This is a genomic window from Pseudomonas sp. GW456-E7 (assembly GCF_059424105.1).
In genome coordinates this window covers 19,236-42,934 of sequence record NZ_JBWKZB010000042.1, presented here as the reverse complement: position 1 = coordinate 42,934, position 23,699 = coordinate 19,236, and the positions used below count along the sequence as shown (strand labels likewise).

Annotated in this window: 22 protein-coding genes; 15 read left to right on the top strand and 7 right to left on the bottom strand. The window is 59.5% G+C overall.

Going from position 1 to position 23,699, the window contains the following annotated elements:
* The first annotated feature begins 58 nt into the window (after positions 1-58).
* The gene (locus AC07YV_RS23170; RefSeq protein WP_173900845.1) at positions 59-979 is read left to right on the top strand and encodes a zinc ABC transporter substrate-binding protein; all 921 of its coding nucleotides are present in this window, start codon (positions 59-61) and stop codon (positions 977-979) included.
* Positions 980-1,062: 83 nt separating this feature from the next.
* On the opposite strand, the gene AC07YV_RS23165 is transcribed toward AC07YV_RS23170, so the two are convergent.
* Together AC07YV_RS23165 and AC07YV_RS23160 are read right to left on the bottom strand one after the other, a co-directional pair.
* A complete protein-coding gene (locus AC07YV_RS23165; protein ID WP_102701557.1) occupies positions 1,063-2,013 on the bottom strand; it encodes a homoserine kinase in 951 nt (316 codons plus the stop codon).
* A gap of 60 nt (positions 2,014-2,073) precedes the next feature.
* Entirely contained in the window at positions 2,074-2,361 is a 288-nt protein-coding gene (locus AC07YV_RS23160) for a DUF2782 domain-containing protein (RefSeq protein ID WP_102701556.1), read from the bottom strand.
* Positions 2,362-2,435: 74 nt separating this feature from the next.
* On the opposite strand from AC07YV_RS23160, the gene polA reads away from it, so the two are divergent.
* A complete protein-coding gene (gene polA / locus AC07YV_RS23155) occupies positions 2,436-5,240 on the top strand; it encodes a DNA polymerase I (RefSeq protein WP_102701555.1) in 2,805 nt (934 codons plus the stop codon).
* A 347-nt stretch (positions 5,241-5,587) separates the two neighbouring features.
* On the opposite strand, the gene yihA is transcribed toward polA, so the two are convergent.
* Positions 5,588-6,232, bottom strand: coding sequence for a ribosome biogenesis GTP-binding protein YihA/YsxC (gene yihA / locus AC07YV_RS23150; RefSeq protein ID WP_102674491.1), 645 nt, complete (start codon positions 6,230-6,232; stop codon positions 5,588-5,590).
* 191 nt (positions 6,233-6,423) lie between these two features.
* Here yihA and AC07YV_RS23145 point away from each other — a divergent pair, with 191 nt between their 5' ends.
* The 7 genes from AC07YV_RS23145 to AC07YV_RS23115 all read left to right on the top strand — a co-directional run bounded on the left by AC07YV_RS23145 (position 6,424) and on the right by AC07YV_RS23115 (position 13,702).
* Positions 6,424-6,714 (top strand): c-type cytochrome, encoded by a 291-nt coding sequence (locus AC07YV_RS23145; protein ID WP_102701554.1) that lies wholly within the window; start codon positions 6,424-6,426, stop codon positions 6,712-6,714.
* Between the two features lie 45 nt (positions 6,715-6,759).
* Positions 6,760-7,389: a c-type cytochrome gene (locus AC07YV_RS23140; RefSeq protein ID WP_102701553.1), complete on the top strand. Its 630-nt coding sequence runs from the start codon at positions 6,760-6,762 to the stop codon at positions 7,387-7,389.
* 199 nt (positions 7,390-7,588) lie between these two features.
* The gene (gene dsbA / locus AC07YV_RS23135) at positions 7,589-8,230 is read left to right on the top strand and encodes a thiol:disulfide interchange protein DsbA (protein ID WP_095967849.1); all 642 of its coding nucleotides are present in this window, start codon (positions 7,589-7,591) and stop codon (positions 8,228-8,230) included.
* A gap of 14 nt (positions 8,231-8,244) precedes the next feature.
* Positions 8,245-9,123, top strand: coding sequence for an endonuclease/exonuclease/phosphatase family protein (locus AC07YV_RS23130; protein ID WP_102701551.1), 879 nt, complete (start codon positions 8,245-8,247; stop codon positions 9,121-9,123).
* Entirely contained in the window at positions 9,120-11,129 is a 2,010-nt protein-coding gene (locus tag AC07YV_RS23125) for a GGDEF domain-containing protein (RefSeq protein WP_102701550.1), read from the top strand. Before AC07YV_RS23130 ends, AC07YV_RS23125 begins: the two co-directional genes overlap by 4 nt.
* 100 nt (positions 11,130-11,229) lie before the next feature.
* Positions 11,230-12,009, top strand: coding sequence for an N-acetylmuramoyl-L-alanine amidase (locus AC07YV_RS23120; RefSeq protein WP_102701549.1), 780 nt, complete (start codon positions 11,230-11,232; stop codon positions 12,007-12,009).
* 76 nt (positions 12,010-12,085) lie between these two features.
* On the top strand, positions 12,086-13,702 hold the full coding sequence (locus AC07YV_RS23115) for an EAL domain-containing protein (RefSeq protein WP_102701548.1): 1,617 nt from the start codon (positions 12,086-12,088) through the stop codon (positions 13,700-13,702).
* Between the two features lie 7 nt (positions 13,703-13,709).
* Here the strand turns inward: AC07YV_RS23115 and AC07YV_RS23110 are convergent, their stop codons facing one another.
* Both AC07YV_RS23110 and algB read right to left on the bottom strand, forming a co-directional pair.
* On the bottom strand, positions 13,710-15,500 hold the full coding sequence (locus AC07YV_RS23110) for an ATP-binding protein (protein ID WP_102701547.1): 1,791 nt from the start codon (positions 15,498-15,500) through the stop codon (positions 13,710-13,712).
* 10 nt (positions 15,501-15,510) lie between these two features.
* Positions 15,511-16,857 carry a sigma-54-dependent response regulator transcription factor AlgB gene (gene algB / locus AC07YV_RS23105; RefSeq protein WP_007969783.1) on the bottom strand — a complete coding sequence of 449 codons (1,347 nt, stop codon included), beginning with the start codon at positions 16,855-16,857 and terminating at the stop codon, positions 15,511-15,513.
* 438 nt (positions 16,858-17,295) lie between these two features.
* Between algB and AC07YV_RS23100 the strand changes: the two genes are divergently transcribed.
* From AC07YV_RS23100 to AC07YV_RS23085, 4 genes are all read left to right on the top strand, one after another.
* On the top strand, positions 17,296-17,583 hold the full coding sequence (locus AC07YV_RS23100) for a hypothetical protein (protein ID WP_102701546.1): 288 nt from the start codon (positions 17,296-17,298) through the stop codon (positions 17,581-17,583).
* A gap of 72 nt (positions 17,584-17,655) precedes the next feature.
* The gene (locus AC07YV_RS23095) at positions 17,656-17,820 is read left to right on the top strand and encodes a DUF1328 domain-containing protein (protein WP_003177151.1); all 165 of its coding nucleotides are present in this window, start codon (positions 17,656-17,658) and stop codon (positions 17,818-17,820) included.
* Positions 17,821-18,660: 840 nt separating this feature from the next.
* Positions 18,661-19,992 carry a glutamate/aspartate:proton symporter GltP gene (gene gltP, locus AC07YV_RS23090; protein ID WP_057712586.1) on the top strand — a complete coding sequence of 444 codons (1,332 nt, stop codon included), beginning with the start codon at positions 18,661-18,663 and terminating at the stop codon, positions 19,990-19,992.
* A 201-nt stretch (positions 19,993-20,193) separates the two neighbouring features.
* Positions 20,194-21,423, top strand: coding sequence for a nucleoside recognition domain-containing protein (locus tag AC07YV_RS23085; protein WP_102701545.1), 1,230 nt, complete (start codon positions 20,194-20,196; stop codon positions 21,421-21,423).
* Here the strand turns inward: AC07YV_RS23085 and AC07YV_RS23080 are convergent.
* A complete protein-coding gene (locus AC07YV_RS23080; RefSeq protein WP_102701544.1) occupies positions 21,405-22,502 on the bottom strand; it encodes an aminopeptidase in 1,098 nt (365 codons plus the stop codon). The two genes, AC07YV_RS23085 and AC07YV_RS23080, sit on opposite strands and share 19 nt — an antisense overlap.
* A 59-nt stretch (positions 22,503-22,561) precedes the next feature.
* On the opposite strand from AC07YV_RS23080, the gene AC07YV_RS23075 reads away from it, so the two are divergent.
* Entirely contained in the window at positions 22,562-22,984 is a 423-nt protein-coding gene (locus AC07YV_RS23075; protein ID WP_102701543.1) for a PA0061/PA0062 family lipoprotein, read from the top strand.
* A 40-nt stretch (positions 22,985-23,024) separates the two neighbouring features.
* Positions 23,025-23,447, top strand: coding sequence for a PA0061/PA0062 family lipoprotein (locus tag AC07YV_RS23070; RefSeq protein WP_102701542.1), 423 nt, complete (start codon positions 23,025-23,027; stop codon positions 23,445-23,447).
* A 4-nt stretch (positions 23,448-23,451) separates the two neighbouring features.
* On the opposite strand, the gene AC07YV_RS23065 is transcribed toward AC07YV_RS23070, so the two are convergent.
* Positions 23,452-23,685, bottom strand: coding sequence for a DUF1161 domain-containing protein (locus tag AC07YV_RS23065; RefSeq protein WP_102701541.1), 234 nt, complete (start codon positions 23,683-23,685; stop codon positions 23,452-23,454).
* Positions 23,686-23,699 lie beyond the last annotated feature (14 nt).

Here is a 23,699-nt window from a genome sequence, read left to right as displayed (position 1 = left end):
ACGAGTTTTGTGAGAGACGTTATTATGTTACCCGTTCTCGCCTCTTCGAGTGGTCATCGTGTCCCGTCTTTTTTCTATCTTTGTCGCATTTTTCGCAAGTTTTCTGCTGATCGGTCCGGCGCAGGCCGAGGTCAAGGTCCTTACCAGCATCAAGCCACTGCAGTTGATTGCCGCTGCGGTGCAGGACGGCGTGGCGATCCCTGAGGTCTTGCTGCCACCGGGTGCCTCGCCGCACAACTATGCGCTGCGCCCCTCCGACGTACGCAAGGTGCAATCGGTGGACCTGCTGTACTGGATCGGCCCGGACATGGAAGGTTTCCTGCCTCGCGTGCTCAATGGTCGTACGCTGCCCAGCGTCGCCGTGCAGGATTTGCCAGGCATGAAACTGCGCCGTTTTGCCGAAGATAGCCACTCCCACGCCGAAGAAGCCGACGACCACGACCACGATCATCGCCCAGGCAGCCTGGATGCGCATTTGTGGCTGTCGCCGGTCAACGCCCGGGTCATCGCCACGAAAATGGCGGCAGACCTGAGTGCCGTCGATCCTGACAACGCCGTGCGCTATCAGAGCAACCTTAAAGCCTTCGACGAGCGTCTCGATGCGTTGGATGTGCGCCTGAAGAAACGCCTGGCCGATGTTCAGGGCAAGCCTTACTTCGTGTTCCACGAAGCGTTCGATTACTTCGAAGACGCCTACGGCCTCAAGCACGTGGGTGTGTTCAGCGTCGCGGCCGAAGTGCAACCCGGTGCCCAGCATGTCGCGGCGATGCGCGCGCGCTTGCAGGAAGTCGGCAAGACCTGCGTGTTCAGCGAACCACCGCTGCGTCCGCGCCTGGCGGAAACCCTGGTGGCGGGTTTGCCGGTGAAGCTGGCGGAACTGGATGCGTTGGGCGGGTACACGCCGGCGACGGCCCAGGGCTATGAGCAGGTGCTGGAGAAATTGGGGAATGATCTGGCGGGGTGTCTGGAGTCGTTGTAACCGCTGAAACAAAAGATCGCAGCCTTCGGCAGCTCCTACAGAGATCGGTGTAGGAGCTGCCGAAGGCTGCGATCTTTTGCTTTTTAAAGGGCGAAAGGCAACGGCGTATTGACCGTCTGCCGCTGCGCCAGGCGCAACTGGAACTCCATCGGATCGTGAATCAACACATCCTGCCCGGCGAACGACTCTGCCGCGATCAAGCGTGACAACCAGAAGCGTACGCAAGCCACCCGCAGCATGGTCGGCCACAACTCGGCTTCGGCAGCGGTGAACGGTCGCAGGGCCGCATAAGCGCCCAGCAAGGCCCGTGCTCGCGGTCCATCGATCACGCCCTCGTCGTCCGAGCACCAGTCGTTCAAGGCAATCGCCACGTCGTAGAGCATCGGCCCGGAGCAGGCGTTGTAGAAGTCGATCAGTCCGGTCAGGTGGGTGCCTTCGAACATCGCGTTGTCGCGGAACAGGTCGGCGTGAATGTTCGCCCGCGGCAGAGCGAGGATTTTTTCTTTCTGTCGGGTGATTTCTTCCAGCGCCCGTTGCAGCAGGTCCTTCTGTTCGGCACCGAGGTGCGAGAGGAACTGCGTGCCCTCTTCCAGCATCCAGTCCAGGCCGCGATCGGTTTTGCGCTTGATCATGTTGGCCTGGGTCGCCAGGTGCAGATGGCCGAGCAACTCACCGACCTGTGCGCAATGTTGCGCATTGGCTTGCTTGATGTGCTTGCCGGCCAGGCGCGGTTGCAGCAACGCAGGTTTGCCCGCCAGTTCGCGCAAGGCCACGCCGTCGGTGGTGCGCAGGGCGTAAGGCACCGGCAGGTCGGCGCCGTGCAGTACGTCGAGCAGTTCGATGAAGAACGGCATTTCCTGAACCGGGCCGCGCTCTACCAGGGTCAGGACAAATTCGCCCTGCTCCAGGCTGACAAAGAAATTGGTGTTTTCGCTACCGGCGGCAATCCCCTGGAAATCAAGCAGGCGGCCGAGGCCATAAGGGGCGAGAAAAGCTTCCAGCTCGGGCCGAGCCAGGGGGGTGAACACAGACATGTTTAAACTGCCAGTACGGGCGCCGCTGTTGAGCCAGCGCCGATTAAAGTTAAGGACGACTTACCACTTAAAAATTTCCCACGCCGGAATCAGCATATCCGGGTAATCAGAGCGGATGAAGTTACCTTCTGATCCGTCGGCGCGTACCAGGAAATACGGCTTGCCGCCTTTGGGCGTGACTTTGATCGCATACAGAAAACCGTTTTGGCGGTATTCCTGGATGACCTTGTCCCCTTCCGTGCGGATCGTGACATCTGGCTCCGGTGTCGGCGCATCGTCCGCTGCCATGACGGCCAGGGGTGTGATTGCAAACAAGCCAGCCAGCAACAGGCGATTTAGTGTGCGCATGATAACCTTGTCCCTTTGTCGTCAACGGTCCCGCTATTCTAGCGCCGGACCCGCCGAAAAGGTTGATCCTGCACATGAGCCAAGCCCCCCTCGTCCTGGTGGACGGTTCTTCTTACCTGTACCGCGCCTTTCACGCGCTGCCACCGCTGACCACGTCCAAAGGCCTGCCGACCGGTGCGGTCAAGGGCGTGTTGAACATGCTCAAGAGCCTGCGCAAGCAATATCCGAACAGTCCGTTCGCCGTGGTGTTCGACGCCAAGGGTGGGACTTTTCGCGATGACATGTACGCCGAGTACAAGGCCAACCGTCCGAGTATGCCTGACGACATGCGCGTGCAGATCGAGCCTCTGCACCAGAGCGTGATTGCCCTGGGCTTCCCGCTGCTGTGCGTCGAAGGCGTCGAGGCCGATGACGTGATCGGCACCCTGGCACGCAGCAGCGCGGCGGCGGATCGTCCGGTGATCATCTCCACGGGCGACAAGGACATGGCGCAACTGGTCGATGGTCACATTACCTTGGTCAACACCATGACCGGTAGCAGCATGGACGTGGAGGGCGTGAAGGAGAAATTCGGCGTCGCTCCGGAGCAGATCATCGATTATCTGGCGCTCATGGGCGATTCTTCCGACAACATTCCGGGCGTTCCGGGGATTGGCCCGAAGACCGCTTCCGGTCTGCTGGTCGGTGTGAACGGCGGCCTTACCGAGCTCTATGCACAGCTCGACATCGTGCCGACCCTGCCGATTCGCGGTGCCAAGACCCTGCCGGCCAAGCTCGAAGAGCACAAGGAAATGGCCTTCCTGTCCTATCAGTTGGCGACCATCAAGGTCGATGTGCCGCTGGACATTGGCCTCGACGACTTGCAAATGGGCGCGGAAGATCCGGCGAAACTCTACGAGTTGTACAGCCTGCTGGAGTTCAAGAGCTGGCTGAACGACCTTGATCGTGACGCCAAGCGCCTGGAACTGAGCGCAGCCGCCGAGCCTGCACTGGCCGCCGATCTGTTCAGCGAACCAGAGGCCGAAGCACCGGCCGCCGCTGCTGAAGCCGCCTATGAAACCATCCTCGATCAGGCGCGTTTCGATGCCTGGCTGGAAAAGCTGAACAACGCCAAGCTGTTCGCCTTCGACACCGAAACCACCGGCATCGACGCGCAGCAGGCGCAACTGGTGGGGCTGTCGTTCGCGGTTCAGGCTAACGAAGCGGCCTACATCCCGTTGACCCATTCCTACATCGGCGTGCCGCAGCAGCTGGACCGCGACACGGTCCTGCGCGCGCTCAAGCCGATTCTGGAAGACCCGAACAAGCTCAAGGTCGGGCAGCACGCCAAGTTCGACATGAACATCCTGGCCAACTGCGCCATCGGTGGCGTACAGGACAACGGCATCACCGTTCGCGGCATCGCCTTCGATACCATGCTCGAGTCCTACGTGCTCAACTCCACGGCCACGCGCCATGACATGGACAGCCTGGCGCAGAAGTATCTGGACCACACCACGGTGAGTTTCCAGGACATCGCCGGCAAAGGCGTGAAACAGCTGACGTTCGATCAGATCGCCCTTGAGCAGGCCGGGCCTTATGCCGCCGAAGATGCGGACATCACCCTGCGTTTGCACCAGGCCTTGTTCGAAAAACTCTCGGCGATTCCGAGCCTGGCCAGTGTGCTGACTGACATTGAAATCCCGTTGGTGCCGGTGCTGGCGCGTATCGAGCGCCAGGGCGCATTCGTCGACGCCGCCTTGCTGGGTGTGCAAAGCATCGAGCTGGGCGACAAGATGGTTGCACTTGAGCGCGAAGCCTTCGAGATCGCCGGCGAGGAATTCAACCTCGGTTCACCCAAGCAACTCGGCGTGATCCTGTACGAGAAGCTCGGCCTGCCGGTGCTGAAAAAGACTGCCAAGGGCCAGCCGTCCACGGCCGAAGAGGTGTTGGCCAAACTGGCGGAAGACGACTATCGACTACCGAAAGTGCTCATGGAATATCGCTCCATGAGCAAGCTGAAAAGCACCTACACCGATCGTTTGCCGGAACAGATCAACCCGCGCACCGGGCGGATCCATACGTCGTACCACCAGGCTGTCGCCTCCACCGGGCGCCTGTCCTCCAGCGATCCGAACCTGCAGAACATCCCGGTGCGCACCGCCGAAGGGCGTCGTATCCGCCAGGCCTTCGTGGCCCCGACCGGTTACAAGCTGCTGGCGGCGGACTACTCGCAGATCGAATTGCGGATCATGGCGCACCTGTCACGGGATGAAGGGCTGATGAACGCCTTCCGCCACAATCTGGACGTGCACACCGCGACCGCCGCCGAAGTGTTCAAGGTCGAACTGGCCGAGGTGACCTCCGACCAGCGCCGCAGCGCCAAGGCGATCAACTTCGGCCTGATCTACGGCATGGGGGCGCAGAAGCTCGGCAAGGACATTGGCGTCGACACCAAGACCGCCAAGGCCTACATCGATACCTACTTCGCCCGATACCCCGGCGTACGCCAGTACATGGACCGCACGCGGGCCCAGGCCGCCGAGCAAGGTTATGTCGAGACGTTCTTCGGTCGTCGCCTGTACCTGCCGGACATCAACTCCAACAAACCGCAAGAGCGCGCCGCCGCCGAACGCACGGCGATCAACGCACCGATGCAAGGCACCGCTGCGGACATCATCAAGAAAGCCATGGTCGCTGTGGATAACTGGCTGACCGCGTCCGGCCTCGACGCCAAAGTCATTTTGCAGGTGCACGATGAACTGGTGCTGGAGGTACGTGAGGACCTGGTCGAACAGGTTCGCGATGAAATTCGCGTACACATGAGCGAAGCCGCGAAACTGGATGTGCCGCTGCTGGTCGAAGTGGGTGTTGGAAATAACTGGGATGAGGCTCACTGAGCCTTCCTGTAGGAGCTCGCTCGCTCCTACAGAAAAGAGTCGTGTTTTGCTGCGGCATGGTGCCGCGGCAGAAGGGCGCAAACAGCTTAGTCCGCAAGGCTATCGAAGTTATTTCAAAGCTATTTGAAAAAAATCTGAACTAATCTTGCGAAGCACCACTCAGAGGTACTGAATGGCTGGTGAAGCCCTTCGATGCTCCTATGTTGTGTTAAGTGTTGGCAGATATCTGGACCCCGCCCTAGCGGTCTAGAGCTTGAACCCCGGAACTTCTCCCTCCCCATATGAAGTCCGGGGTTTTTTTTGCCTGCAGAAAGCTGTCCGGGGCGTCCCAGACAGCTTTCGCAGCCTTACTGGGCTTCTACCTCGACACCCTTGTCCGCCAGCTCCATCCAGCCTGCCAGTACGGTATAGGCTTCTTCCAGGCCCATGCGTTTCGGGGCCGAGAACAGCTGAATCGTCACCAGATCGCCCCAGCCCTTGCGGATTTCCGCCTGGACCTTGAGCAGCGTGTTCTTGGCCGCGCCATAGGTCAGCTTGTCCGCTTTGGTCAGCAGAATGTGCATCGGCATGCCAGCAGCGACGGCCCAATCGAGCATCAGCAGGTCGAAATCGGTCATCGGATGGCGGATGTCCATCATCAGGATCAGGCCTTTCAAACTCTCGCGACCACCCAAGTAGGCTTCCAGGTGACGCTGCCAGTGTTGCTTGAGCGGGATCGGTACTTTTGCATAACCGTAGCCCGGCAGGTCGACCAGACGGCGTTCATCGTCTAGCTTGAAGAAATTCAACAGTTGCGTGCGCCCCGGGGTTTTCGAGGTGCGCGCCAGGCTGGCGTGGGTCAGGGTGTTCAATGCACTCGACTTGCCGGCGTTGGAACGCCCGGCGAAGGCGACTTCGAAGCCCTCGTCATCCGGACATTGGTCGACTTTGGCGGCGCTGAGCATGAAGGTGGACTGTTGGCACAGACCGAGGATGGGATTCTTGAGTTGCATGGGATTTCCGATGTGGGCGGCGCCAGGAATGGGTGCGGCAAGCAGTGTCGCTTCCGTTTCAGTGACGCCAGTATATAATGCCGCAGATTTTGTGTGCGCTTTGTCCCAGCGTAGGATGAAGTTCACGAGAGCGACAGACCTTGATTGCGCACTAGAACGCAGCACGCTCTCAACCCTGAAAAGGTCGTTTTATGACGAAATGGCTGCTAGCTGCCGGTGTCTTGATACCGCTTTACAGCGCTCAGGCTACACAGGATCCGGAAGCTGTGTACAACCGTGTTTGTGGTGCCTGTCATTCCGGCCAATTACCCATGGCGCCGAAAAAAGGCGATCAGGATGCTTGGACGCCGAGGTTGGCGAAAGGTATGGAGACGCTGGTGCAACACGTGACCCAGGGTTTCAAGGCGATGCCGCCGCGTGGTTTGTGCATGGACTGCAGTGCCGAGGATTACCAAGCCATCATCCTTTGGATGAGCGAGTAAGCCCGGTCCATAACTCTTAACCCTTAGCCGTAGTTGGATTAGCTGATGAAGAAATTGATCGTGAGTCTGCTGTTGACCGTGGGCATCTCCGGCATGGCCCATGCTGCAGGTGAGGCAGTACAACCGGGTGATGCAAAAGCCGGTCAGGCCAAAGCCGCCGTCTGTGGCGCCTGCCACGGCCCGGATGGCAACAGCATGGCACCAAACTTTCCAAAACTGGCCGGTCAGGGTGAACGCTACCTGACCAAGCAATTGCACGACATCAAGTCGGGCAAGCGCACGGTTCTGGAAATGACCGGCCTGCTGACCAACCTGAGCGATCAGGACCTGGCGGACATCGCCGCCTACTTCGCCAGCCAGAAAGGCAGCGTCGGTGCCGCCGATCCTAAAGTCGTCGCTCGCGGTGAAGCCCTGTTCCGCGGTGGTGACCTGGCCAAGGGCCTGCCATCCTGCACCGGCTGCCACTCGCCAAATGGCGCAGGTAACGCCCCGGCGGGCTTCCCGCACCTGGGTGGCCAGCACGCTCAATACATCGCCAAGCAACTGACCGATTTCCGCAAGGAAGACGGCGGCCGTACCAACGACGGCGATACCAAACCCATGCAGAGTATTGCCAAGAAGCTGAGCGACGAAGACATCGCCGCGGTGTCCAGCTACATCCAGGGCCTGCATTAAGGCCGGCGGGTCGGGCGTTGAACGGGGTACATATCGCCCGCAACGTTAACGCTCGATTAATCCGTTGCAACGAGTATAAAAAGGGTGGCCTTGGCCGCCCTTTTTTGTGGCCGCTGCCGTTACACTACAGAACTCAAGCCCGCCAGGACCTGTCTGAAAACACGTCGCGCGAGGCGAAAAATTTGTCCAGGAGTAAAGCATGCGTAATCTGATCATCAGCGCCGTTTTTGCCGCTGCCAGCCTGTTCGGCATGACTGCCCAGGCTGCTGAAGCCCCCGCCGCACCTTATGTCGAACTGAGCAATCCGGTTCCGGTCGCCGTGCCTGGCAAGATCGAAGTGGTGGAGCTGTTCTGGTATGGCTGCCCGCACTGCTATCACTTTGAGCCGACAATCAATCCCTGGGCCGAAAAACTGCCATCGGATGTGAACTTCAAGCGTATTCCAGCGATGTTCGGCGGTCCTTGGGATGCTCATGGCCAAATGTTCCTGACTCTTGAATCCATGGGGGTTGAGCATAAGGTTCATGCTGCGGTGTTCGACGCGATCCAGAACAAAAAAATGAAGCTGACCGATAAGAATGATATGGCCGACTTCCTGGCTACCCAGGGCGTAGACAAGGAAAAGTTCCTGGCCACTTTCGACTCCTTTGCAATCAAGGGACAGGTCGTTCAAGCCCGTGAACTGGCCAAGAAATATGAGATCTCTGGCGTTCCAACCCTGATTGTGAATGGCAAATATCGCTTCGACGTGGGCTCCGCCGGCGGTGCCGAACAGGCCCTGCAACTGGCCGACAAACTGATCGACAAAGAGCGAGCGGCTAACAAGGCTGCCGCCAACTAAGGGCAGTCACTGCCATGCGCCGATGGGGTACTGAACGCATCGTTGGCCTGCATGATCCGCGGGTCAACGAGCATCATCTGGAGTCCACGGGCCTGCCCGCAGACAGTCGTCTGCGCTTGCTCAGTTTCAATATCCAGGTCGGCATCAGCACCGAGCGCTACCGGCATTACCTGACCCGGGGCTGGCAGCATCTGCTGCCGCACACCGGGCGTGCCGACAATCTGCAGAAAATCGGCAATCTGCTGGGCGACTTCGATCTGGTCGCCTTGCAGGAGGCCGATGGTGGCAGCCTGCGTTCAGGCTACGTCAATCAGGTTGAGCATCTGGCCCATCTCGGCGCCTTCCCCTACTGGTATCAACAACTCAATCGCAATCTCGGTCGCCTGGCCCAGCACAGCAATGGCGTGCTCAGCCGATTGCGTCCGTGGGCCATTGAAGATCATCCGTTGCCGGGCCCAAAGGGGCGCGGAGCCATCCTGGTACGGTTCGGCGAAGGCCCGGAAGCACTGGTGGTCGTCATGATGCACCTGGCACTGGGCGCCCGGGCGCGCAGCCTGCAACTGGCCTACATCCGCGATCTGATTGGCGACTACAAACACCAGGTACTGATGGGCGACATGAACACCCATGCCAGTGACCTGCTGCAAAATTCCGCGTTGCGCGATCTCGGCCTGCTCGCGCCGCAACTGGAAGCAACGTTCCCCAGCTGGCGCCCCCAGCGCTGCCTGGATCATATCCTGCTGAGCCCGAGCCTGACCCTGGAAAAGGTCGAGGTGCTGGCACAGCCCATTTCCGATCACCTGCCGGTCGCGGTAGAGATTCGTCTGCCGGGTTCGCTCACGGTCGATGCATTGCCCGCGTTGAGTCCTGCCCCACGCGGAACCCATGAATGAGCGACGAAACACAGCGCTGGAAAGAGAAATACCTCCAAAGCATCGAACAACAGGAAAAGCTCGAACGTCGCTGGGACGCGCGGCTCGACTTGCTGCGTCGCGGGCTGGTGCGCAGCACCCTGGCGGCGGAAGGTACTGACCGCGCGGTTGACCAATGCATGAAGGAAATGCGCGAGGTCGTGCGCACCGACGACATGGACGCTGGCCTGGCCGCGCTGATTCCACGCCTGGAAAAAGCCGTGCTCGACTCCGAACAGCGTCGGGAAACCCGGATCAACCAGACCAGTGCCGCCCTGACTGCACTGGTCACTCAACTGCAAACATTGCCGCTGCCACGGGATGTGAGCCGGCCACTCAAGAGTTTCGCCAAGCAACTGGATGCGCGGGTCAGTCAGGCGCGTGAGATACCCTTGTTGCTCAGCGAGCTGAGTGGCTTGCAAGGCAAGGCCCTGAGCCAACTGGAAACCCCGACGGAGCCTGGTCGGCCGGGCTTGCTGCAGCGATTGTTCGGCGGTCGTGAGACAGAAGAGACGGTGGCATCAACGCCTGCTTCTCCTGCGCCGGCGGCCCCCGTAGCCGGGAGCCCTGCGGCGGTTATTGAGTCGGCCCCGGACGCGATTGAGACGGCAAACTGCGAAGTACCCACGGCTGAGCGAGTGGAAGAGGAGTCCGCGCCGACCGAGCCAGTCGAGGCTTCCCCTGCTCCGGCAGTCGTGGACTTGGCACCTTCGGCTGCCCAGCCTCAACCCGCCATGGCAGGCGCGGCAGAAACCAGGTCGGCCGAGAAGCCGACGCCGGAAACACCTCTTGAGTCGCAAGTGAACCCCGACGAGCTGACCGTGCCAGCATCGCCGGATAGCCAGGCCTTGCTTGCGACTCCGACAGAGGAGGTGGTCGCCGTAGATCAGCTTCTATCCGGGCACGACACTTTCTACGCACTCCCGGATTCCCCCGAGCCCTCCTACAGCTCGGTGGCCAGCCACATCGAACACACGCTACTGGGGCTGCTCGAAGACCTGACATTGCCCGAGCGCCATCGCCCGCAAGCCGAATCCATGCGCGATCGTCTGAAAAACGGTTTGAACTGGTACGAATTACTACCGATTCTCGACGACTTTGCCACGTTGATGCTGGCTATTACCGACAGCGGCCAGCATGAGTTCGAAGCCTACCTGCAACGACTGAACGAGCGACTCGAATCGTTCCAGAGCAACTTGCAGGCCGCCACCGCTGGGCACGCCGACAACCGTTCGGCTGCGAGGCAGATGGACACGCAGATCCGCGAACAGGTTGATGGCTTGCAAAGCAGCATGCAGGAAGCCGCGGACCTGGAAGATCTCAAGCACGTTCTGGAAAACCATCTCGAAGGCTTGCTGGGCACCATGGACCAGCACCAGAAACAACGTGATGAGCGCGAGCAAGAGGTCGCTGCGCGCCTGCACAGCCTGGCCGAGCGCGTCGCCCATATGGAACAGGAGGCCCAGGGTTACCGCGAGCATCTTGAAGAGCAACGGCAGAAGGCGTTGGTTGACCCGTTGACCGGCCTGCCCAACCGCGCGGCCTGGAGCGAGCGCCTGGATCATGAAGTCAAACAATGGCAGCAACATGGCAATACGCTGTTGCTGGCCATGCTCGACCTCGATCATTTCAAGCGCATCAACGATAACTACGGGCACCTGGCCGGTGACAAGGTGCTGAAGATCATTGCCAGCGTGTTGCGCAAGCGTCTTCGCGGAACGGACTTCATTGCCCGGTTCGGCGGCGAAGAGTTTGTGCTGTTAATGCCATCCACGGTGCCGGCGGCGGGGCTGAAGTTGCTGGAAAGCCTGCGTGCCGCCATCGAGGCCTGTCCGTTCCACTTCAAGGGGGAGCCGGTAACCATTACCGTGTCTGTCGGAATGTCGGCGTTCAGGCCGGGTGAGCACAGCGATCAAGTGCTTAAAAGAGCCGATCAGGCGTTGTACCGTGCAAAAAATGCCGGACGCAACCGCGTGGAGCCGGGCTGAGCATTTGTTCCATTTTGTTTAATTCGCGGCGATTGCCGTCAGCCCGCAAGGCATTACGTTACACTGTTGCATTATTGTCTTGTGTGTACTGCCTTTCGCCATGAAATATCTTGCTCTGATCGTGTCACTTGTTTTGCTGGCCGGCTGCGCCAGCGGTCCCCGTTATGACACCAGTCACCCTTCAGCCAATTACGACAGCCGTGTGCAGTTCGTGGTGGTGCATTACACCAACGCCTCGCTGGAGCGTTCGCTGCAACTGCTGACCCACGGCGAGGTCAGCAGTCATTACCTGATCGGTGACGACAAGGGCGCCACCATCTACAAGCTGATGGATGAAAACGTTCGCGCCTGGCACGCCGGGGAGAGCGAATGGGATGGCCGGACCTGGCTGAATTCCAGTTCCATTGGTATCGAAATCGTCAACCCGGGATTCAAGGACACTCCAACCGGGCGCGTGTGGTACCCCTACAGCGAAGATCAGGTTCAGTCCTTGATCGTATTGCTCAAGGACATCAGCAAGCGTCATGGCATCAAGCCTCGCGACATCATCGGCCATAGCGATATTGCGCCGTTTCGCAAACTGGACCCGGGGCCGCTGTTCCCCTGGAAGCGTCTGGCTGCCGAAGGTCTGGGTATCTGGCCGAACGAACAGGCAGTCGCGCGCGAGCAAATGCTGTTCGCCGATCAGTTGCCGAGCATCAGTTGGTTTCAGGCGCAATTGGCCCACCTGGGTTATGCCGTGCCACAAACCGGCGAGCTCGATGTTGCGACACGACATGTGATCGCGGCCTTCCAGATGCACTTCCGCCCGGCGCGCTTCGATGGCACGCCGGATGCGCAAACAGCCGCGCTGCTTTTGGTGTTGAATCAGACAAAATAATGGCGCCCGCCCGGCGGTCAGGGCTTTTTCCCAATCAGCAGCTATAACTCATTGGTAATCCATCGGATATTACGCAATGACTGCTGCTCGAGAGACCTTCCGTAGTTGGTTCCATCGCCCCTGGTTCCTGGGGCTGATGTCGGCTGTCTTGAGCGCAACGTTATTGATGGCCGGCAGCCTCTTTGTCGCCATTCATCAGGTCGAGCAAAACGAAAGCGAAGAAATGAATGCTCAGGGTGAGCGCTTTCTCGCCCGCCTGGAACAGCTCTTCGGGCAACTGCGTGAAAGCCTGGACGACCTTGAAGCGCAACCGTTGCGCGGTTGCGATGCTGAAATGATCGCGACCTTGCAACAGGTTACGTTCAATTATCGCTTCGTCTACGAAGCCGCCTACATGGACTCCTCGCGAATCTGTTCCAATCGCCCCCGCCAGGAAGGGCTTTCGCTGATTCGATCGCCAGACATCAAGGGTCCGACCTACAGCTATTGGCTCAACACTACCACCGAACCCGATGAAAACCGCGCCGCCCTGATGCTCGGGCGCGGGAATTTCCGGGTCGCGACCTCTCGCGGGCATTTGACCGATATGGTCGACCTGTCGCCGGGCAGCAGCCTGCTGGTAGTCCTGGACCATGGCACGCGCGCGATTCCGGTATTGGGCTCTTCCCAGATCTGGCCGCCGGTCGAGGCCTGGCCGCCAAAAAACCGTGATGCGCTGCAGATCACCCAGTCACGCCTGATATACCGCATGCCCACCGACAACCCGGAGTATCAATTGGTGTTGATCAGCCTGCGTACGGGCATGCATATCCCGTCGGTCTGGTGGTGGCTGCTACCGGCCAGCCTGGCGCTGGGCATATGCGTCGGGTTCCTGGTGTTCCTGCTGGTGCAACAGCGGCAGTCGCTGGATGCCGAACTGGCCGGAGCGATTCGCCGGGGCGAGTTGCAGGTGCTGTATCAACCGATCTTCGACCTCGATAGCCGCAACTGTGTCGGGGCTGAAGCGCTGCTGCGCTGGCGCAGGCCGGACGGTACCCTGACCAGTCCCGACCTGTTCATTCCGATGGCGGAGGATACCGGGCAGATTCGCCAGATGACGGATTTTGTCTTGCAACGCTTGCTCGAGCAACTCGGCCAGTTGCTGCGCGCCAACCCGCAACTGTACATCTCAGTCAATCTCGCGGCGTGTGATGTGATGGTTCCGAGAATCGGCCAGGTGATGGCGAGGCTGCTGACCCTGCACCGCGTCGCTGCGCGGCAAATTGCCTTCGAGGTCACGGAGCGTGGGCTGGTCGATGTGGTGGTGGCCCGGGAAAACCTGCAATCGCTGCGGGATGTCGGGCACCAGGTGTTGATCGATGATTTTGGCACCGGCTACTGCAGCCTCGCCTATTTGCAAACCCTGCCGGTGGACTGCCTGAAAATCGACAAGGCGTTCATTGATGCGTTGGGCCATGACGCCGCCAGCAGCGGTGTGGCCCCGCACATCATTCACATGGCCCAGTCGCTGCATCTGAAGGTGATTGCCGAGGGTATCGAACATGAGGCCCAGGCCGAGTTCTTGAGCAGTGAAGGCGTGAAGTTCGGCCAGGGCTGGCTGTTCGCCCATGCGCTGAGCGCGGTTCAGTTCATTGAATTGATAACCCGAGGGCGACGTCGGGCGGGCGGCCGGCGCCTGGATGACGAAGCGTGACCGCGATCTAAACCGTCAGCGCCATGTAGAACTGAGTGCCTTGCCCCGGCCGTGAATAGACGCCCATCCGCCCGCCATGCAATTGCACGATTTCCTTGCACAATGCCAGGCCGAGACCGGCTCCGCCTTTCTTGCGTCCGACCTGCACGAACGGCTCGAAGATCCGCCCCTGCTGACCGTAGGCAATGCCTTCGCCGTTGTCCTCGACACTGATGATGACCCGATCGCCGTGGCGCCGGGCGTGCAGGCGTATCCGCCCGCCGGAACCGGTGTGGCGCAAGGCGTTGTCGAGCAAATTATCGAGTACCCGCTCCAGTTGTGGCTGATCGGCCTGCAAACGCGGCAAAGGCCCCTGCACTTCCACCAGCAGACTGATGTCCTTCTCGGCGGCCGATGCGGCAAAGCGTGACTCAGCCTGTTCCAGCAGCGCCTCGATGGAACACGGCGCCAGGGTGAGTTTCTGCAAACCGTTCTGGTAACGGGAGAAATTCAGCAGGTCATTGATCAGCTGCATCAACCGCTGCATCTCTTCATTCACGGTATCGAGCAGGTCGGCTTCCCGGGAGTCCGGGGCAAAGTGCGCGCGCTCGCGGAATAATCCGAAGGCCATGTGCATGCCGGTGACCGGTGTGCGCAATTCATGGGAGGCGCGCAATACAAACTCGCTGCGTACCCGTTCGAAGGCACGCTGCTCCGTAACGTCATGCAGCACCATCACGGCACCGAGAATATGGCCCTGGGTGTGGCTGACCGGGGTCAGGCTATAGGTCAGCAGTCGCGACTCGCCGTCGACTTCGACACTCAAGTCCTCCGGCGCCCGCTCCAGAGTGCCGCCGCGCAGCACCAGTTGCAGCTGCTCATCGAGTTCAGGGCGCTCCAGTGCCGTGCCCAATCCCTGCCCCAGGCGATCGGACTCCCAGCCCAACTGACGCTGGGCCACAGGGTTAAGGTGTTCCAGATGGCCCTGACGGTCGATCATCAGCAGCCCGTCGTCGATGCTGTCGAGCACGGCCTGCAAACGCTGCTGGCCGGCCAGCAACTCATCGACATTGGTGGCCTGATGTTCACGTAGCGCCTGGGCCATGATCCCGAAACGCCGGGTCAACTGGTTGAGCTCCACTGCCGAGGAGATCGGCAGGGTGACATCGAAATTGCCCTGGCCGATATTGTCCGCTGCCTTGGCCAAGGCTTCGATGGGCGCCCCGAAACGCCGGGCAATGGCCTGCGCGGTCACGAAGCCGATGATCAGCACCGCCAACCCCACCAGGGCGAGCAGCCCGGCGATCAGCAGTGCCCGCTCCCGAGCCTGGCGCTCGGTATCGTTGATGTTATCCAGCGCGCGCTTGTGCTCGGCGATCAGACCATTGCGCAGTGCGTTGAATTTTTCCGTCAGGTTGTCATGGCTGCTGAGCACACTCGAGGGATCCGGGGACGCCTCATAAGCTTCGATAAAGCGCTCGTAGTCAGCCTTGGCTTTCCTGAAGCCGTAGTCGTTTGCGTTCTGTGCGGGCTCCTGGGCGATGCCTTCCTCCAGCAATTGGAAGTAACGCTGCTTCGAGGCGGCGAAAGCGGCGGAGTCAGGCTTCTCGCTGAGCATGATGATCAGCTGATCACCCAAGGTCTGGCGCAGCTTGAGTCCCAGGTCCAGGGTGATGAAGTTACTGCGGGTCAGCGCTTCCTGGCTGCCGGCCATCTGCATCACGCTGACCAGCCCGAGCAGGAGCCCGAGCAAGGCGACGGTGATCAGTGCGGAGATGCTCAGGAAAAGCCGGGTCCGCAATTTCATCGCCAGTTTCATCGCCTATTGCTCACAAGTTGTACTGCTTGCGTTTGCGGTACAGCGTCGAAGCATCGATGCCCAGGGTTTTTGCCGCTTGGTCCAGCGTGTCGGCGGTGGCGAGGACCGCGCCGATGTGGGCCTTTTCCAGCTCATCCAGGCTCAGCGCTGCGCCGATGCGCGGTGCGTTGTTGACCGGGGTTTCGGCCATGCCCAGATGACTGATCTCGACCCGCTCCTGCGGACAGATGATGCTCGCGCGTTCGATCACGTTACGCAGCTCACGGATGTTGCCCGGCCAGCGATAGCCCAGCAGGGCTTCCCGGGCCTCGTCGCTCAACGCGCGCGCGGGGCGGGCATACTCCTTGACGAAGCGCGCCAGGAAACGATCGGCCAGGTTGAGAATATCTTCACGGCGTTCGCGTAGCGGTGGCAGGTGCAGGGTAATGACATTCAGGCGATAGAGCAGGTCTTCACGGAAACGACCATCGCGGACCATGTCCTCGAGGTTGAGGTTGGTGGCTGCAAGGATGCGCACATCGGCACGGCGGGTCACCGGGTCACCGACGCGCTCATATTCTTTGTCCTGTATGAAACGCAGCAATTTCGGCTGCAATGTCAGCGGAAAGTCGCCGATTTCGTCGAGAAACAGCGTCCCGCCGTCCGCCTGGTTGACTCGGCCCAGGGTGCTTTCGCTCGCGCCGGTGAAGGCGCCACGACTGTGGCCGAAGAGCTCGCTTTCCATAAGCTCGGCGGTCAGCGACGGGCAGTTGATCGTGACGCAGGATTTCTTCGCGCGTTTGCTCCAGCCGTGAATGGCTTGGGACAGCTCGCCCTTGCCGGTGCCGGACTCACCGAGAATCAGGATATTGGCATCGGTCGTGGCCACCTGGCGCGCGGTTTCGAGTACCACTTTCATGGCCGGGCTGTGGGAGTCCAGACCATCCTTGGGCTTGCGCACTTCACCTTCCAGGGCTTCCAGCCGCGCCGACAGCTGCCGCACTTCCAGTTGCTTGGCGGTTGCCAACCGCAATTGATCGGGGCTGCACGGCTTGACCAGATAGTCAGCGGCACCGGCCTGAATGGCATCCACCGCCGTGTCGACGGCTGAGTGCGCAGTGACGATCACCACCCGCATCCAGGGCGCCTGGATACGCATCTGGGCCAGCACATCGAGGCCGTTGTCTTCACCCAGACGCAAATCGAGGAAGCACAGGTCGAAGACCTGGCGCTGCAACAGGGCTTCTGCCTGCGCGGCGCTGGTGGCGGTGGCCACGCTGTAGCCTTCGTCTTCGAGGCAGTAACGGAAAGTACGCAGGATGGCAGACTCATCATCCACCAGCAGAATGCGGCCTTGGTGCTCAGTGGCGGATTCCATTTTCCTACGCTCCTTAATGAATGATCTTGATTTAGTCCCGGAGAAATCGGGCAAGTTGCATGATTGATTCTGAGCCATTCCTGTCGTGGCAGGGTAGCTTTCATCCGATGTATCGGTTTGCCAGCTGATGTGGTGGGTCTTTTAATAGATGCCCGGTTTCCGACAGCGGCCAGCGTGTATTTCTGACATCCGCGTCCTCCTCTCAATTCAAAAAATTTACGCCTTCCTTCAAATGAATCGTGCAATACGCACGACCACACAAGTGGCATCGTGCAGGATGCGTACGATGTGATTTCTTTGTTGATCTTAAGTTATTGATATTAAAGGGAATTAATTCGATTCAATGCTGGCATGCAGGCTGCAATTGTCTGGTTAACCAGGGCATTCAAAAACAAGCGCCCGCTATCGAATACCGACCCGAGTGGTAGGAGCTCCAGGATGAACCGTCAACGTGCCGCCCACCTGCACCTCTCGCCTGTGCATATTCAACAAGGACTGTTTGCTCTTCTGGCGCTGTTGCTCACCCTTATCGGCGGCCAACAGTTCCTGCGCTGGGAGCAGAGTCAGCAGCCGCAAGCGCCACAACTGTCGATTCAGCATCCGACCCAAACCCATTTCAGCGCTGTTGGCAGCCTTCAAGCCGATAGCACCCCGATGCGCATGATGGACGTCGACCAGGCCGGGCCTGCAGGCGAGATACGTCATCAGGAGCGCTGGGTGTTCTAGGTAAACAATTTCCGCCGCAGCGATGTGCCGGAAAACGCAATACCTCTAAATAGAAGCGTAAGGAGAATCACCATGTTGAGCTGGGCAATCACATTCCTGATCATTGCCATCATCGCCGCAGTACTGGGCTTCGGTGGTATCGCGGGCACCGCCACGGGTATCGCCAAGATTCTGTTTGTCGTGTTCCTGGTGATGTTCATTGCTTCCTTCTTCTTTGGCCGTCGCGGTCGAGGCTGACATGAACGGTTTGTTCAAGACGCTGGCAGCCGCCCTGCTATCAGGGCGGTAGTGCCATGGCAGGCGGGCTGAGGTTTCTCCGGCATGCCTGAGGCTCTCATGCAGGGCTTGTCGATGGAACAGAATTTGTACACGAAGGAGGTCACAGCGCCTCTTTCTATCTGCGTCACCTGAGGAAGGCTGGCGCATGACCAAGGGGTCGGGACGTTCTGCCTGTTTCAGGGGCGGAGTGACCTACGGGTACAGGGAGTACCTGCGTAAGGGCCGGGTCAGGAAAAGCTGCTGCGCAAGTTCGCCGGACCACCATGGCTCGACGAGCTTGCGAAGGGCTGGATCACGCAACACATTGAAATAGAGCGCTCGTCTCGATTTCCTCACTGTTATCGCGTCCTTGTCCCTGTTACGTCGGAAATTACTTTTCCCGGTGTTTCACAGGCGACCGTATATCGAGAAAAATCCCTTTTTTTTGGCCGCGATTTTTCGCTTTGTCCTACGGGATTCTGCTGAAAAATCAACGCTCGGCCACTGCTCAAAAAACATTCAATCTGCTCTGTGATGACCGGTTCACGGCACTTATGCCCGCCGAAATGTCGCATTCGAACCGATTGCGACGTCGCATTCAGTGAAAAAACCTCATGCCGATTCGGCATAGGGTAGGCGTTTACGGCATTAGACGGCGCTTCCTTGCATCGGAATAGTTGCGCCTTTTTTCGCCTGCCAGAGAGCCGCAAACACGCGTTCCGGGGCACCTTATACGGGGGGTAGATGCACTAGACTTTTTCGCCACGAGCGTTCCAGTTCGCGCATCTCTCTGAGTCAAACGCAAGTAAGGGTAAAGATATGAAGAAGGCAAAGCTTAGCCTCGCCTGGCAGATCCTCATCGGTCTGGTATTGGGGATAGCAATCGGTGCACTGCTCAACCATTTCAGTGCCGAAAAAGCCTGGTGGATCAGCAACGTCCTGCAACCAGCAGGCGATATCTTTATCCGTCTGATCAAGATGATCGTGATCCCGATCGTCATCTCCTCTTTGATCGTCGGCATTGCCGGCGTCGGTGACGCCAAGAAGCTGGGGCGCATCGGCTTCAAGACCATCATCTACTTCGAAATCGTCACGACCATCGCCATCGTGGTCGGTCTGCTGCTGGCCAACCTGTTCCATCCGGGTGCCGGCATCGACATGAGCACCCTGGGCACTGTGGACATTTCCAAGTACCAGGCGACTGCCGCCGAGGTCCAGCATGAACACGCGTTCATCGAAACCATCCTCAACCTGATCCCGTCGAACATCTTCGCGGCCATGGTTCGCGGCGAAATGCTGCCGATCATCTTCTTCTCCGTATTGTTCGGTCTCGGGCTGTCGAGCCTGCAGGCGGACCTGCGCGAACCGCTGGTGAAGATGTTCCAGGGCGTGTCGGAAAGCATGTTCAAGGTCACTCACATGATCATGAACTACGCCCCGATCGGCGTGTTCGCACTGATCGCGGTGACCGTGGCCAACTTCGGCTTCGCTTCGTTGATACCGCTGGCCAAACTGGTGATCCTGGTTTACGTCGCCATCGCCTTCTTCGCGTTCGTGATCCTGGGCCTGATCGCTCGCCTGTTCGGTTTCTCGGTGATCAAGCTGATGCGCATCTTCAAGGATGAGCTGGTACTGGCCTACTCCACCGCCAGCTCCGAAACCGTGCTGCCGCGCGTGATCGAGAAGATGGAAGCCTACGGCGCGCCGAAAGCCATTTGCAGCTTCGTGGTCCCGACCGGTTACTCGTTCAACCTCGACGGTTCGACCCTGTACCAAAGCATTGCGGCGATCTTCATTGCCCAGTTGTACGGCATCGATCTGTCGATCAGCCAGCAACTGCTGCTGGTCCTGACGTTGATGGTCACCTCCAAAGGCATCGCCGGCGTACCGGGCGTGTCTTTCGTGGTCCTGCTGGCCACCCTCGGCAGCGTCGGTATTCCACTGGAAGGCCTGGCGTTCATCGCCGGTGTCGACCGCGTCATGGACATGGCCCGTACCGCACTGAACGTGATCGGCAACGCCCTGGCTGTTCTGGTTATCGCTCGTTGGGAAGGCATGTACGACGACGCCAAGGGCCAGCGTTACTGGAACTCCCTGCCGCACTGGCGTAGCAAGGAAAAGCTGCCAGCGGGTGAAACCTCCAGCAACTGATACAAAACCTGTGGGAGCGAGCTTGCTCGCGAAGGCGTCATGTCAGCCAGTTCAATGCTCAATGACACACCGCTTTCGCGAGCAAGCCCGCTCCCACATTGGAATTGTGCAGGCAGTAACAGACAAACCCCGGAGAAATCCGGGGTTTGTCGTTTCTGGTCACCCCGCTATCATTCGCGGATCTTTTGGGGGATTTGACTGATGCTCAATGGCCTTTGGCTTGGCTTCTTCATCGTGGCAGCCGTTTCGGCGCTGGCGCAGTGGCTGATTGGTGGCAACGCCGGGATATTCGCGGCGATGGTGGAGAGCATTTTTGCCATGGCCAAGCTGTCGGTCGAGGTCATGGTGCTGCTGTTCGGCACCCTCACCCTCTGGCTGGGTTTTCTGCGCATTGCCGAGAAGGCCGGCATCGTCGAATGGTTGGCCAGGGCCTTGGGGCCGTTGTTTTTGCGCCTGATGCCTGAAGTCCCGCCTGGTCATCCGGCCATCGGCCTGATCACCCTGAACTTCGCCGCCAACGGCCTCGGTCTGGACAACGCCGCCACGCCTATTGGCCTGAAGGCCATGAAAGCGCTGCAAGAACTCAACCCCAGCGCTACCGTCGCCAGCAACGCACAGATCCTGTTCCTGGTGCTCAACGCCTCTTCGCTGACCCTGCTGCCGGTGACCATCTTCATGTATCGCGCCCAGCAAGGCGCGCCTGACCCGACGCTGGTGTTCCTGCCGATCCTGCTGGCGACCAGTTGCTCGACCATTGTCGGTTTCCTGTCGGTGGCGTTCATGCAGCGCCTGCGCGTCTGGGACCCGGTGGTGCTGGCCTACCTGATCCCCGGCGCCCTCGCCCTCGGTGGTTTCATGGCGTTGCTGGCGACCCTTTCGGCGACCGCGCTGGCGGGCTTGTCATCGATCCTCGGCAACCTGACGCTGTTTGGCCTGATCATGCTGTTTTTACTGATCGGTGCGCTGCGCCAAGTGAAGGTCTACGAGGCCTTCGTTGAAGGTGCCAAGGAGGGTTTCGACGTCGCCAAGAATCTGCTGCCTTATCTGGTGGCGATGCTCTGCGCGGTGGGTGTCCTGCGGGCCTCCGGGGCGCTGGACTTTGGCCTGGACGGGATTCGTCATCTGGTGGCGTGGGCCGGTTGGGACACGCGCTTTGTCGATGCGCTGCCGACGGCGATGGTCAAACCCTTCTCCGGCAGTGCCGCCCGGGCGATGCTGATTGAAACCATGAAGACCTCGGGCGTGGACAGCTTCCCGGCGCTGGTGGCGGCGACAATCCAGGGCAGTACCGAGACTACGTTCTATGTGCTGGCGGTGTACTTCGGTGCTGTGGGCATCCAACGTGCGCGCCATGCAGTTGGCTGCGCATTGCTGGCGGAACTTGCCGGGGTGCTGGGTGCAATCGGCGTTTGCTACTGGTTCTTTGGCTGATCGACGCCGTCAGCCAACTTCTTAAGTGCGGCCTTGCGCTCATCCGTCGGCAAGCCACCGAGCTTTTCCACGGCGGTATAGAACCTGGGCCAATCGCCATCCACCTGATGGAACAGTGCGTCAAATGCCGGTACCCACTGGTCGTACAAGCCAAACGGCAATAGCCGGGCATTGTTCATGGGTGCATGGATCCAGGCGTCGTAGCGTTTGTCTCCAGCCCACTGACTGTCGCGCAGTTGCCGGTATTCGCTACGCAGTCGCTCGAACTCGGCCGCCTTGCGCCGGCGCATCTGTTCGGCTGGCAATGGCAAGGCGTAGAGCTTTTCCAGCCGGGCGCGGGTTTCCAGCACCAACTCCGTGAACTGGTCGCGCTGACGCGCCTGCGCATTGTTGTCCGGTGGCAGGTGGCGATAGGCACGCCATTGGCGAGTACCTTCCTGCTCGACGAAGGTGGCAAAGGACTCGTTGAACTCGGTGTCGTCCTTCACATAGACGCGCTGATGGGCCAGCTCGTGAAAGATCAGCGTGGCCAGTCGCTCATCCCCCCAGCCCACCATCGAACTGATGATCGGGTCGTTGAACCAGCCGAGTGTCGAATAGGCCTCGACGCCGCCAATCGACACGTCCATGCCCTGCAAGCGTTGCAAGGCTGCTTCGCCGCGAGCTGCGCTCTGGCTGTAGTACCCGCGGTAGGCCACGCAGCCGGCGATGGGAAAGCAGTGGTTTACAGGCTTGAGGGAAAATTCTGGCGTGACGAAGACATTCCAGACGACGAAGGGACGGCCAATGTCCGCGTACAAGCGGTAACTTTGGTTATCCGGCAGGTGCAATTGCCGGCTGGCGAACGTTCGGGCCTTTTGTGATTGCTCCAGGTGTATACGCAGTTTTTGGTCGCGCGCCGGGTCGGCAATCACGCTGGAAACCGGTTCCCTGGCCTGCAGCAACTGCATTTGGCCGCTGGCCAGTTGGCTGTAATAGCTGATGCTGGTGCAACCGTTGAGCAACAAAAACAACACGCCCGGAAACAAAACGCGAAAAACGCGATCAAGTAACCCAAGGCTAGGAAGCGGCCTGATCACAATAATTCTTCCTTGGAGAGTCTTCCCGCAAGACTATCCCGCCTCACTGGAGCTCCGCTATGCGCACGATGATACTGACAGGAAGTCTGCTGTTGCTGGCCGGCTGTGCCGGATTCGGATTACCCCGCCATGATCCTGCGCAAGCCTGGATCGACCTGGACTCGAAGCAAGAAGATACGGCGTTGCAGGCATTGGAGGTCGATGACAAGGCCACCGACGATAAACGCTACTTCGAGGTTCAGCCCGGTAGCCATGAATTGACAGTCCGCTACCAGTTTCCGGTGCAGCCCACCAACATCGGCCCCGACGCCGAGCCATTGTGGCGCGATTGTCAGTTGAACGTGAAATTCAAGGATTTCAACGCCGGCGAACGTTATCAACTGCAAGCGGGGAACATCGGTTTTCGGCCGTGGGCCAAGCTCTATGATCAGCAGCAAAAAGTGATCGGCCATGGCACCCCTGCGGGCTGCCAACGGACCTGATCGGCGTTATGCTGGATGCATATCCCCTGGGACATCCATCATGCGCAGGTTGATGCTGTTGCTCGCCGTCGGAGTCGTCGCGGGCTGTCAAAGCCCGATGCCGACACCTGATCCAAAAATGGCCTGGGTTGATTTTTCGACGCCCTTCCCTAACGACAAGTTGTTGATGGCTGAACGCCTGGACAAACAACGATTGCGCGATGGGCGTTATTTCGAAGTGACGCCCGGCAGCCACGAACTGATCGTGCGTTTCGACTTTGAAGTCCCCGGCGGCGGTGGCTTGAGTATGATGAGCGGGCCCTCTGAGCGGCTGTGCTACCTGACCATCCGTTATGATCATTTCGAAGCCGGTCAGCGTTATGTACTCGAAGGCCGCTCCATAGCGTTTACCCCCGGCGCCCGGCTGTACAACGCCAAGCGCGAGATCGTCGCTGAAGACCGGGAAGCCTACTGCCTGATGTGAGATGTCAGCGGTCGTTCTTCTGGTAGATGATTTTTTTGGTTCCGTTTTCGCACGAGCCAACGACCATGTTCTGGTCGTGCACTTCGTCGTTGGTGACGATTTCAAGCGTGTAGGAAGTGACGCCACTGGCCTGGATCTTGGCTTCGATCTCGGCCTTGAGCTCTTCGCAGGGCTTCGGTGCTGCAAAGGCCGACGTGGCCAGCGCGCAACAGATAACCGCCAGGGCAAAACGTTTCATGGTTGAAGCTCCTT